The sequence below is a fragment of the Asticcacaulis sp. genome (assembly GCF_020217185.1).
GTDB lineage: Bacteria > Pseudomonadota > Alphaproteobacteria > Caulobacterales > Caulobacteraceae > Asticcacaulis.
Genome location: NZ_JAIWNX010000154.1, coordinates 1 through 10000, shown reverse-complemented (window position 1 = coordinate 10000; position 10000 = coordinate 1). Strand labels below are relative to the sequence as shown.

Below are 10000 nucleotides of genomic sequence, written 5' to 3'. Positions count from 1 at the left end.
CCTGGGGCGAGGACATGCGCCGCCGCGACGCCGAACGCGACGACGACTGATTGGTGGAAACGCAGGCCTGAGGGGCTTGCCAGTCCCGGCAAAAGCCGATAACTACGCGTCCCTCACCCGCCGCGATCCGTCGCAAAGCGTGCCCCTGTGGTGAAATGGTAGACGCGCCGGATTCAAAATCCGGTACCGAGAGGTGTGTCAGTTCGAGTCTGACCAGGGGCACCATTTTATATTTTCGCAGAAAATATAAAATGGATCTTAGTTTGCGCTCAGGCGCAAAGCGCACGTTATGGAAGACGGGCTTCGCCTCTTGGCGCCGCGCAGGCTGCACTCCCACCCATTAACCCCGTTTCTAAGTCCCTTCTTAAGCGATCAGGCACATTATCCACAGGCCGGATGCCGAACGCGCCGGTGACAGGTGGCGTAAGATGATCGCTTTTCATACCGCAGCGGCGGGGGCTCTGAATGCGACGCGGATGTTTGACCGCGCCGCGACGAAGGTGGCTCAGTCCGCCGGAAGCGATACGAACACCCTGTTGGGGGCCGTGGTGGATCAGTCTGAGGCGCGCACCGCCTTTGCCGCCAATCTGGCCGTGATAAAGACCGCCGAACAGATGACCGGCCGATTGCTGGATATGAAGATTTAACGGTTTGAATCCTCTGCGCAGGGGATTGGCGAAGGGCTCCGTATAAGGGATATCTTTCCTCCAACGGACGGTTACCCCAATGAAAAAGACCCCGCTTCTGATCGCTTCCGCCCTGTTCCTGCTGCCGGCCGCCGCTATGGCGCAGGTCGAGACCCAATCCCCGCCGCCGGGCGGCTGGGGCAATGGCGGCCCCGGCCCGCGCATGACGCCTGATGAGCGTTTTGCGAAGATGGACACCAATAAGGACGGCTTTATCACCCGCGATGAGTTCAAGGGCCGCCGCCCCGAAGCCTTCGACATGATGGACGCCAACAAGGACGGTAAGCTGACCAAGGACGAAATGATCGCCTTCATGAAAGAGCGTATGGGTCCGGGCGGTCCGCGTGGGGGTGGCCCGCGTGACGGCGGCGCGTCGTCGTCTTCATCGTCTTCGAGCGGAGGGAACTAAGGCCCATGCGACCCGTCGTCTTCTGCCTGATGGCCGCTGGCCTTATAATGGCGGCCTCCCCCGTCTTCGCTCAGGCCACCCTGTGGCAGGAGCGGATGCAGGAACACCGCAAACGCGCCGACGAGATGCGAGACAAGTTCGAGGAGCGTCTGTTCAAACGCACCGACGCCAATCAGGACAATTTCATCTCTCGCGAGGAATTCCTGAAACAGGCCAATGAGCGTTTCGATCGCCTCGACGTCAATAAGGACGGCAAGCTGTCGCGCGAAGAGGTGCGGGCCGAACTGAAAGGCCCCAAGCGCCCGCCGGAGCCCAAGGACAAGTGATGCGCGATACGGTCGGTGATGCGCAGCTTATGCGGCTGACGGCGGAGGGCGATGCCGCCGCCTTCCGTCAGCTCGTGGCGCGTCACCTGCCGCGCGCGCACGCCGTGGCTTATCGCGTCCTGCTCAACCGGGAGGACGCCGAAGACGCCGTGCAGGCGGCCTTCACCAAGGTGTGGGCCAATGCCGGGCGTTATGAGCCGGACCGCTCGGCCTTTTCGACCTGGCTCTACACCATCGTGACCCGCGCCTGCCTTGATCGGGCGCGGCGTTTCAAGCCGAAAACCCAGTCGATCGACGACTGGGCTGAGGCGCTGAGCGATGGTGACCCGGATGCGGAAACGCAACTGTCGCAGCGGCAAGCCGCCGGGGCCGTGCGCGCTGCCGTGGCGCAACTGCCGCTCAATCAGCGTATGGCCGTGGCCCTGTGCTATTTCGAAGGCTTCAGCAATGCCGAGGCCGCCCAGAGCCTCAATATGAGCGTAAAAGCGGTGGAATCGCTGCTCGTGCGGGCAAGACGGCAGTTGAAGACTGTGTTAGGAGTAAAGGATGACTGAGTTCGAGCGCACATTGCAGCAGTGGAAGACCCCGCAACCGGCGACGGGATTGTCTGACCGCATCGCGCGTGAGGCCATGCGCCAGTCGCAGGGCTTTGCCTGGCGCGAAGTGGCGCAGCGCAGCCTGACCGAATGGCGCTACGGTCTGGTCTATAAGGCCGCGGCGCTGGCCGCCTGTGTCGTCATCGGTGTTGGCGTGTCGGTCAGCCTGAACCAGCCCGCCGTGCAGGAGGCCGATCTCGACGAACTGGCCTTTATCGTCGGAATCTGAGGCGTCGCTATAATTCTGCCGCTTACCGGCATTAGGATGTCACCCTGAACCGGAGGTGACCTCATGCGTAAGACCCTGATCTGGCTGATCCCCGCCCTGAGCCTGTCGGCCCTGCCCGTTGTGGCCGAAACCGTTGCGCCGCCCAGGACCGCCGCCGAAAAACAGGCCCTGCGCAGCCGCCTTGATGCCGAAGTCGATAAGCAGTTCCGCAAGACTGACAGCAACAGGGACGGCAAGATTTCGCGCGCCGAACTGACGGCGGTCAGCCCCAAAAACGCGGCCTATTTCGATCTGGTCGATATGAACCGCGACGGGACGCTCAGCCGCGAAGAGCTGAGCGCCGTGGCCAGCCTGATGTTTGAAAACTGGGTGGCCAAGAACGGGTAAGACGTAAATTGAACCACGAAAAACACGAAAAGACACGAAAATCTTAGCCACATAACGGCGCGGAGCGCCCTTGAATGAGGCGAGATGAAGGACCTGTCGGCCCTTTAAGACTCAGATTTTTTGTGCTTTTCGTGGCCAAAATTTCAGGGCCAAGGTCTGCTGAAAACTCAGACCGCCTTTACCGTGCGGATCGAAAACTGCGACACCAGCTTGGACACGCCCGGCATGGTCGAAAGCACGTCGCGGTGCACGTCCTCATAGGACAGGCTTTCGCGCAGCACGATTTTCAACAGGTAATCCGCCTCACCCGACATCAGGTGGCATTCTTCGACGGCAGCGATCTGCACCACCGCCTTTTCGAACTTTTCGAAGGTTTCGCGGCGCTGGTCCTGAAGCGTGACGTGCACGAAGACCATGCCCTGCTTGCCATGCACGCTTTCGGCAATCACCGCGCGGTAGCCGGTGATGATGCCGCGCTGTTCCAGCAGCTTGACGCGACGGTGCGCCGCCGAAGGGCTGAGGCCCACCTTTTCCCCCAGCTCCGCCGCCGTGGCCCGCGCGTCGTTGCGCAAAACCTTGATCAGTTCGCGGTCAAAGGAATCGAGATCGGAAAATTTATCAGCGTTCGCCATGGAATTGAGAATATATCCCGCAAATCGGCAGCACAAGCCACATAATTGCAAGAAAATCCACCGAAATTCGTATCATTATCTACAATCAGGTTGTGATCACAAAAGTGACGGAGGAACCCCATGAAAATCAGCGTGCCGAAGGAAATCAAGAACCACGAATACCGCGTCGGGCTGACGCCGGGCAGCGTGGCGGAACTCACCCACCACGGGCATCAGGTCTTTGTTGAAACACAGGCCGGGGCGGGCATCGGTTTCAGTGATTCCGACTATCAGGCCGCCGGGGCCACAATCGTGGATACCGCCGAAGCTACGTTTGCGGCGGGTGACCTGATCGTCAAGGTCAAGGAACCGCAACTGCACGAATGCGCCTGGCTGAAACCGCATCAGACCCTGTTCACCTATCTGCACCTCGCCGCCGACAAGCCGCAAGCCGAGGCACTGATGGCGTCGGGCGCCACCTGCATCGCCTATGAAACCGTGACCGAGGCGCAGGGCGGCCTGCCGCTGCTGCGTCCGATGTCGGAGGTCGCCGGGCGTATTTCGGTGCATGTCGGGGCCAGCTATCTGCACAAAGCCTATGGCGGACGCGGCGTGCTGATGGGCGGCGTACCGGGCGTCGAACCGGCGAAGGTCGTCATCATCGGCGCGGGCGTTGCAGGTATCAACGCGGCTCAGATGGCCGCCGGGCTACAGGCCGACGTGACCGTGTTCGACGTCTCGGCGCACAAGCTGATCGAGATTGACCGCCTGTTCCACGGCCGCGTCAAGACCGCCTATTCGGCCCGCGCCGCTCTGGCCGCTGCCGTGGCCGAGGCCGATCTGGTCATCGGAGCGGTGCTGATCCCCGGCGCGGCAGCGCCCAAGCTGGTCACGCGCGACATGCTGAAGACCATGAAGCCCGGCGCGGTGATGGTTGATATCGCCATTGATCAGGGCGGCTGTTTTGAAACCTCGCACCCGACCACGCATCAGGACCCCATCTTCCTCGTCGATGGTATTGTGCACTATTGCGTCGCCAACATGCCGGGGGCGGTGGCGCGTACCTCGACTTTGGCGCTCAATAACGCCACCATGCCCTTTGTGGTGAAGATGGCGAAGCTGGGCGTGGCCGAGGCGCTGAATGCCGATACGCACCTGAAGGCCGGGCTGAATGTGGCGGGCGGCCATATTCGCCACGCCGCCGTGGCCGAGGCGCTCGGCCTGCCGTTTGTAGCCTGAGGCACAGGCGGCTACAGGGTGCGGCGTCCTGCCGCACCTTGAAGTTCTTTTTTTCGGGCTGAAGGTCTGGAAATCCCTCTGGGTGACCCTATCTACAGCGTACCAGCCGGTCAGACGTCCCCCCCCCCCTGAACTGTCCGGCTGAAGATGGCGCTTGAGACTTCCCCCCTGGTCTCAAGCGCCTTTTCTTTTTTGGTGCCCCTACTTCGGCCAGTTCGGCAGGGCGTGGGTCATCAGGGGCCACAGATTGTTGCGCGCGGCCTGCGCCGGACGCGCATTGTTGCGGTCGGTCGGCGCGGGCAGGGTCACGGCGGGCGAGGTCCGCATGGTCTGCCCCGGATAGTAGTCCATATGATCGAAATTGCGGTCCACCGCCGGGTCGAGCCACAGGAAGGTTGAGGGAATCTGATAGTTTGAGACATTGGCCGGGCGTGGTTTGGCCCCCGTCCGCCCCAGGGCGGCGGTCAGCGGCGCGTCGATTTCGCCCGTAAAGGTCGCCGCGAAATTGCCCGGCGGATAGGCCAGCATCAGAATCTTGTCAGCCTTCGACGCCAGAATAGAGATGCGTTCGGCCTTGGCCTCCACGCCCTTATAGCGTTTGGCGAAGGCGTCAGCATTGACCGCCGGTGCCGTCAGGCACACCTCGCGGAAGCGGCGTTTGACCGTCTTGAGGCACTCCAGACCGACCCGCCCGCCTAGGCTGTGCGAGATGAAGTTTACCTCGGCCGCCGCGCCGCAATGGGTATCGACAAATTCCGCCAGCCGTTTACCGGCGGCGATCGCGTCGTGGTGCTCGGTGATATAGTTGAGCGGCGTCCCCCCCTCGCCCGGCCACAGCACGCCGATGACCAGATAGCTTTCATCGAGGCCGAGGAACTGCCGCACGCCGGACAGGGCGTTCAGACCATCGCGCATGGTCACATTGTAGCCGTGCGTCACAAAGACCAGCCGGCGGTTGGCCACATAACGGGCCAGCAGCGCCACATCGGCATAGGTTTGCACGCCGCTGGCATAGGGTTTGATCACCTCGCCATCGCGTTTGGTGACGTAATGCAGCCGCGCTTGCCCGAGGTCAGCGACCGCCGTGGTCCCCGGATTGGGGCCGCCGCGCACATCGAAAAACCACACGGCCTACCCCTTGTTCGTCACGGTTTTCAGGGCGTCGCTGGCCGCACGCAGGGCCGAGGTCAGGTCCTTGGCGATCGGGGCCAGAGGCACGGCCAGCAGGCCCAGAATCGTAGCACCCAACATCACCGTCTGAGGCGGCACTGAGGTCGCTGCATCCGCATAGACAAAGGCCCCACCACACACCCATGCCAGCCCCAGCGACACCACCGCCGCCGACAGACGGGCCTTGGCGCGATAGTCGTGGTCGGCCAGCTCAAACGCCGCCTCCAGCCGCGCCCGCACCAGCGCATCAAACCGCCCCAGCGCATCAAAGGCCTGCTGCGTGCGGTGGGCTTCGGTGGCCGTTACCTCCGGTTCCACGGCCTTCAGCGCCACCGGACCGTCGGCCTCAAGAGGCGGCGGTGGCGGGTTTTTGATCAGACGCACCGCGTCTTTCAGACTGGCCACCTCCACCGGCGCGGGGGCAGACGCCTCCGACGAGGCCAGCTTCACGCCCGGCGCGCCCGTATCCAGCAGCCGGTCGAGCAGCGCCTGCGGGTTGTCGTCGTTCAGCCCCAGCCGCACCATGGCGATCACCGTATTGATCTGCTGCTCGTGCGGCGTGCCATTCAGCCAGTAACCGCGCAGCACCGGCTCCCACGAGCGCCCCAGCGCCACACTGAGCGCCGGTTCCAGCGCCTCATAAACCGTCTTGATATGCTTGTAACCGCAGGCGGACACCCCGCCATTGGGCAGTATCCCCCGCGACGCATCGACCAGCGCTGAGGCCGCCGTCCCGACCGCGCCGGTAGCCAAAATCACCGCCCCGGCATGATCAATAAGTTGTGTCGCCACCGTTGCATCGGCCATGACATCCCCCTTTGGATTAATACAACCTTAAGATGATAACCACGTTATAAACGCTGTGTAAAGAGTGCGAAGCTCTTGCTTTGCGATCTCATCCTTGTCACAGGCTCAAACAGGGAGGACAAGTAATGACCGATATTTTTGCGGCCACGCTCGACGACCTGCCGCGCGTACAGGCGCTGGCGCGCGACATCTGGCCGGAATGTTTTGCGGGCATCCTGCCGCCGGAGCGCATCGGCCCGATGGTCGAAGCCATCTACGCGCTGGACACCCTGCGCGACGACGCGCAGGTACGCGGGCATCGCTACTGGCTGGCACAGGTCGATGGGCACGACGCCGGCTACGTTTCCGCCTATCCGGAGGGTACGCGCCTGTGGCTGAAGAAGCTCTATCTGCGCCACTCCTGCCGCGGCAAGGGCACGGGCAAGGCCCTGATCGCGACCGCCCTGAAGGCTTTTCCCGACGCCCGCGAACTGGCCCTCTACGTCAATGACGGCAATGCCCCGGCCATTGCCTTCTACCACGCGCAGGGCTTTGAGATCGAAGCCACCGTCCCTGTGCGCATGGGCCCGTTTGACTTTACCGACCACATCCTGCGCAAGGCCCTGTGATCTGATCGGACACGCCCTGAAATAATATTTCACAGGACGTGAATTTCATGGCACCTTGTCCACAGGCGTCACTGCCATTTGGAGGAATTGACACAGGGAAGACCCAAAGGCGCCCTGAAGTCTTGTTAAAGACACCCCCGCTGCCAGGAAACGGAGGTCACACATGCCGAACCCGCCCAAAATCCGCCGCATCCGCACGGACGAACTGTTTATCGTGCGCGATCTGGCCATGCTGATCTGGCCGCGTCTTTATCGCAACGTCGTCTCCCCGGTGCAGATGGACGCCATCATCAGCGCCCTGTTCGATCTCGACACCCTCGAAGCCGATATGGACGAACGCGGCCACGTTTATTGGGTGGCCGAAGTGAACGGCAAGCCCGTGGGCTTTCTGTCGGCCGCCGCCGAAGACGGGCACGTCAGCGTGCACAAGATCTACGTCCTCGAAGACTATCGCGGTTTCGGTATCGGCAAGGCCCTGATGCAGGCCGCGCTTGGCCATTTCGACGACACCCGCACCCTGTCGCTGATCGTCCCCAAAGACCACGACCACGGGATCGGCTTCTCGCTGAAATCCGGATTCACCTTCGATCACGAAGAACCCACCCGCGTCGGCGGCTATGACCTCACCAACTACGTGATGCGCAAAAGCCTTGATGCCGCAGTGGCGTCGTAGGTCGGGATTTCAGATTCTGGATTTCAGATTCTGGGGCCCACTGGCCCCAGACCCCATAAAGGGCGCTTTCCCTTATACCTCCCCAGCTTGCTGGGGTATAGCGCCAGCGAAAGTATAGCTTTCGCCAGCGTTGGGACCGCACGAACCGCCATTGGCGGTGAGATGCGGTGGTGGGGGCTTTGGTTGATCGCCACAACCTCACCCCGCCCGCATCAGCGCCTCCAGCGACGGCCCGCCCAGCCACGCCTTCCACACGAACACCAGCGCTCCGTGCAGCAGCACCGCCGGCCATAACGACCCGGTACGCCAGCGCATCAGCGCGCACCCCAGCCCGATCAGCCCGGCATTGAGCAGAAAGGCCGGATGCAGAAACAGCGTCGCGCCCGGCAACAGCACCAACGCCTCAAATACGTGCCACAGCACGAAGATCAGCGTGCCCACACCGATCCATCGAACGGGTCGCGTGCTTTCCGTCTGCGCCGGGATCATCAGCCCGCGAAAGACGATTTCCTCGCTGAACGCCGGGACCAGCATCACGCTCAGCCACAGCCCCAATAAACCTGCCTGCGGCGACGCGACCTGCAATATGCCGCTGCCAAAGCCGATCACCGCCACGGCCAGCGTCACCGCCGCCGACACCCCCGCGCACCACGCCCAATCCTTCAGCGACGGCCAGACGATCAGGCTGCGCCCGGCGCCCGTTACCCGCTCGCGGATCAGGCGCCACAGGCTCATTTGTTCGCCTCGGCCTCCAGCGCCGCCTTGCGCTCGGCCAGCAGCGTCTTGCCCTTGCTCTTATCGGCTCCGGTCATCTGCCCTTCCAGCGCCTTGAGCTTCTCCTTGGCCTCGTCATTCTTTTTCTCGGCCGACAGGCTGTACCACGCGAAGGCGCTGCCGCGATCCTGCGCCATACCCATGGCGTTTTCCGCCATGATCCCCAGTTGCAGCATGGCCGATCCATGCCCCTTCAACGCGGCCTTTTCAAACCAGCTTTTGGCGTCCGAATAAGAGGTCTTTACCGATAATCCTTTGAGGAACATGTAGCCGACATAGTACTGCGCATTGCCATCGTCCTGATCCGCCGCCTTGCGGAACCACTTATAGGCCTGATCATTATCGGCTTCGAGGAACTCGCCGGCAAAGTACATGTAACCGAGGCTGTATTGCGCCTCAGCATTGTCCTGCATGGCCGACAGGCCGAACCATTTGAAGGCCTCGGCCAGGTCCGGTTCCACGTCTTTACCATAGTAATAGACATCACCCAGTTCGTACTGCGCGTTGTCATCGCCCAGTTTCGCCGCCTTGAGCAGCCATTCCCGGCTTTTGGCCGCGTCCTGGCTCAGGCCACCGCGTCCCTCATCATAAAAGACAAAGACCTTATAGGCCGCGCCGGCCTGATCTTTGGTGGCCGCCTGCTGGTACCATTTCAGCGCCTCGGCATCGCTCTTGTCGCGGCCTTCGCCAAATTCGTACATGATCCCCAGATCGTACATGGCGTCGGCATCGCCCTTGTCTGCCGCCGTGCGGTAATGCTCATAGGCGGCCGCGAAATCGACCTTTTCGCCATACAGGCCCAGCACCGCAATATTGCCCAGTTGCGCGTGCGCCCCGGCATGACCTTGCGCGGCGGCCTTTCTGTACCATTCGATGGCCTTGGCATTGTCTTCGGCGACGCCATAGCCGCCATCGTAGTAATAGGCGGTGCGGAACTGCGCTTCGGCCAGCCCGGCCTCAGCGGCCTTCTGCGCCCATGTGAAGGCCTCGGTCCAGTTGCGCTCCACGCCCTTGCCCGTGAAATAGAGCAGGCCCAGCGCGTGCATGGCCACCGGGTCGCCCTTTTCGGCGGCGGCCTTCACGGCGTCAAACGGTTTATCGGAAAAGGCGGTCGGCGCGGGCTTGTCAAAGGCCTGAGCGGCCAGCGCCGCATCACCCACGAACAGGCCACCCGCGATCAGCAGCGCGGAACAGAAGGTTTTCAGAGACATAGGAGGCTCCCCCCGGAACGATAATACCGCTCCCTTGTGCCAAACCTGCCCCGAAAAATCCACTGCAAAGCGAGCTGGCCTGAGGTTTTCACTTGGTCGCGCAATTTTTCCGCAAAGTGCCAAGAAGCTTTTATGGCACTTTGTCGAATTGCGCTCCAGCTTAACAAAAGGTAACCTTGCCCCCCTTTTGCAAGCGCCCGATTTCGCCTATGTGTAGAGACTACACACGGGCTTTTTAAGGGAGCTACCCTCGTGATCAAGCTGAAGCGTATTC

The 10000-nt window shown here is 62.0% G+C and carries 14 protein-coding genes and 1 tRNA gene; 10 read left to right on the top strand and 5 right to left on the bottom strand.

Going from position 1 to position 10000, the window contains the following annotated elements; translation table 11 throughout:
- Positions 1 to 141: 141 nt before the first annotated feature.
- From LDL37_RS07675 to LDL37_RS07645, 7 genes are all read left to right on the top strand, one after another.
- A tRNA-Leu gene (locus LDL37_RS07675) sits at positions 142 to 225 on the top strand.
- A 203-nt stretch (positions 226 to 428) separates the two neighbouring features.
- The gene (locus tag LDL37_RS07670; RefSeq protein ID WP_290796241.1) at positions 429 to 647 is read left to right on the top strand and encodes a flagellar basal body rod protein; all 219 of its coding nucleotides are present in this window, start codon (positions 429 to 431) and stop codon (positions 645 to 647) included.
- A 79-nt stretch (positions 648 to 726) separates the two neighbouring features.
- Entirely contained in the window at positions 727 to 1095 is a 369-nt protein-coding gene (locus tag LDL37_RS07665; protein ID WP_290796239.1) for an EF-hand domain-containing protein, read from the top strand.
- 5 nt (positions 1096 to 1100) lie between these two features.
- On the top strand, positions 1101 to 1421 hold the full coding sequence (locus LDL37_RS07660; protein WP_290796237.1) for a hypothetical protein: 321 nt from the start codon (positions 1101 to 1103) through the stop codon (positions 1419 to 1421).
- On the top strand, positions 1421 to 1975 hold the full coding sequence (locus LDL37_RS07655; RefSeq protein ID WP_197723564.1) for a sigma-70 family RNA polymerase sigma factor: 555 nt from the start codon (positions 1421 to 1423) through the stop codon (positions 1973 to 1975). The genes LDL37_RS07660 and LDL37_RS07655 overlap by 1 nt, the downstream gene beginning before the upstream one ends.
- A complete protein-coding gene (locus tag LDL37_RS07650; RefSeq protein WP_290796234.1) occupies positions 1968 to 2246 on the top strand; it encodes a hypothetical protein in 279 nt (92 codons plus the stop codon). Before LDL37_RS07655 ends, LDL37_RS07650 begins: the two co-directional genes overlap by 8 nt.
- Before the next feature lie 63 nt (positions 2247 to 2309).
- Positions 2310 to 2633, top strand: coding sequence for a hypothetical protein (locus LDL37_RS07645; protein WP_290796232.1), 324 nt, complete (start codon positions 2310 to 2312; stop codon positions 2631 to 2633).
- A 167-nt stretch (positions 2634 to 2800) separates the two neighbouring features.
- Here LDL37_RS07645 and LDL37_RS07640 read toward each other — a convergent pair whose 3' ends face one another.
- Positions 2801 to 3265 carry an Lrp/AsnC family transcriptional regulator gene (locus LDL37_RS07640; protein WP_013479302.1) on the bottom strand — a complete coding sequence of 155 codons (465 nt, stop codon included), beginning with the start codon at positions 3263 to 3265 and terminating at the stop codon, positions 2801 to 2803.
- A 120-nt stretch (positions 3266 to 3385) separates the two neighbouring features.
- On the opposite strand from LDL37_RS07640, the gene ald reads away from it, so the two are divergent.
- On the top strand, positions 3386 to 4483 hold the full coding sequence (gene ald, locus LDL37_RS07635) for an alanine dehydrogenase (protein WP_290796229.1): 1098 nt from the start codon (positions 3386 to 3388) through the stop codon (positions 4481 to 4483).
- A 201-nt stretch (positions 4484 to 4684) separates the two neighbouring features.
- Here ald and LDL37_RS07630 read toward each other — a convergent pair whose 3' ends face one another.
- On the bottom strand, positions 4685 to 5611 hold the full coding sequence (locus LDL37_RS07630) for an alpha/beta hydrolase (protein WP_290796227.1): 927 nt from the start codon (positions 5609 to 5611) through the stop codon (positions 4685 to 4687).
- Between the two features lie 3 nt (positions 5612 to 5614).
- Positions 5615 to 6460 (bottom strand): hypothetical protein, encoded by an 846-nt coding sequence (locus LDL37_RS07625; protein ID WP_290796224.1) that lies wholly within the window; start codon positions 6458 to 6460, stop codon positions 5615 to 5617.
- A 125-nt stretch (positions 6461 to 6585) separates the two neighbouring features.
- Here LDL37_RS07625 and LDL37_RS07620 point away from each other — a divergent pair, with 125 nt between their 5' ends.
- The gene (locus LDL37_RS07620; RefSeq protein ID WP_290796222.1) at positions 6586 to 7068 is read left to right on the top strand and encodes a GNAT family N-acetyltransferase; all 483 of its coding nucleotides are present in this window, start codon (positions 6586 to 6588) and stop codon (positions 7066 to 7068) included.
- A gap of 163 nt (positions 7069 to 7231) precedes the next feature.
- Positions 7232 to 7741: a GNAT family N-acetyltransferase gene (locus tag LDL37_RS07615; RefSeq protein WP_290796219.1), complete on the top strand. Its 510-nt coding sequence runs from the start codon at positions 7232 to 7234 to the stop codon at positions 7739 to 7741.
- A 198-nt stretch (positions 7742 to 7939) separates the two neighbouring features.
- On the opposite strand, the gene LDL37_RS07610 is transcribed toward LDL37_RS07615, so the two are convergent.
- Complete coding sequence (locus LDL37_RS07610; RefSeq protein WP_290796217.1) at positions 7940 to 8476, bottom strand: CPBP family glutamic-type intramembrane protease; 537 nt, start codon at positions 8474 to 8476, stop codon at positions 7940 to 7942.
- Complete coding sequence (locus LDL37_RS07605) at positions 8473 to 9726, bottom strand: tetratricopeptide repeat protein (RefSeq protein ID WP_290796215.1); 1254 nt, start codon at positions 9724 to 9726, stop codon at positions 8473 to 8475. The genes LDL37_RS07610 and LDL37_RS07605 overlap by 4 nt, the downstream gene beginning before the upstream one ends.
- Positions 9727 to 10000: the final 274 nt, after the last annotated feature.

What these genes read in the sequence shown, in the direction of transcription:
- LDL37_RS07670 (WP_290796241.1), top strand. Translation starts at nt 429, where the DNA reads ATGATCGCTTTTCATACCGCAGCGGCGGGGGCTCTGAATGCGACGCGG.
- LDL37_RS07665 (WP_290796239.1), top strand. Translation starts at nt 727, where the DNA reads ATGAAAAAGACCCCGCTTCTGATCGCTTCCGCCCTGTTCCTGCTGCCG.
- LDL37_RS07660 (WP_290796237.1), top strand. Translation starts at nt 1,101, where the DNA reads ATGCGACCCGTCGTCTTCTGCCTGATGGCCGCTGGCCTTATAATGGCG.
- LDL37_RS07655 (WP_197723564.1), top strand. Translation starts at nt 1,421, where the DNA reads ATGCGCGATACGGTCGGTGATGCGCAGCTTATGCGGCTGACGGCGGAG.
- LDL37_RS07650 (WP_290796234.1), top strand. Translation starts at nt 1,968, where the DNA reads ATGACTGAGTTCGAGCGCACATTGCAGCAGTGGAAGACCCCGCAACCG.
- LDL37_RS07645 (WP_290796232.1), top strand. Translation starts at nt 2,310, where the DNA reads ATGCGTAAGACCCTGATCTGGCTGATCCCCGCCCTGAGCCTGTCGGCC.
- LDL37_RS07640 (WP_013479302.1), bottom strand. Translation starts at nt 3,265, where the DNA reads ATGGCGAACGCTGATAAATTTTCCGATCTCGATTCCTTTGACCGCGAA.
- ald (WP_290796229.1), top strand. Translation starts at nt 3,386, where the DNA reads ATGAAAATCAGCGTGCCGAAGGAAATCAAGAACCACGAATACCGCGTC.
- LDL37_RS07625 (WP_290796224.1), bottom strand. Translation starts at nt 6,460, where the DNA reads ATGGCCGATGCAACGGTGGCGACACAACTTATTGATCATGCCGGGGCG.
- LDL37_RS07620 (WP_290796222.1), top strand. Translation starts at nt 6,586, where the DNA reads ATGACCGATATTTTTGCGGCCACGCTCGACGACCTGCCGCGCGTACAG.
- LDL37_RS07615 (WP_290796219.1), top strand. Translation starts at nt 7,232, where the DNA reads ATGCCGAACCCGCCCAAAATCCGCCGCATCCGCACGGACGAACTGTTT.
- LDL37_RS07610 (WP_290796217.1), bottom strand. Translation starts at nt 8,476, where the DNA reads ATGAGCCTGTGGCGCCTGATCCGCGAGCGGGTAACGGGCGCCGGGCGC.
- LDL37_RS07605 (WP_290796215.1), bottom strand. Translation starts at nt 9,726, where the DNA reads ATGTCTCTGAAAACCTTCTGTTCCGCGCTGCTGATCGCGGGTGGCCTG.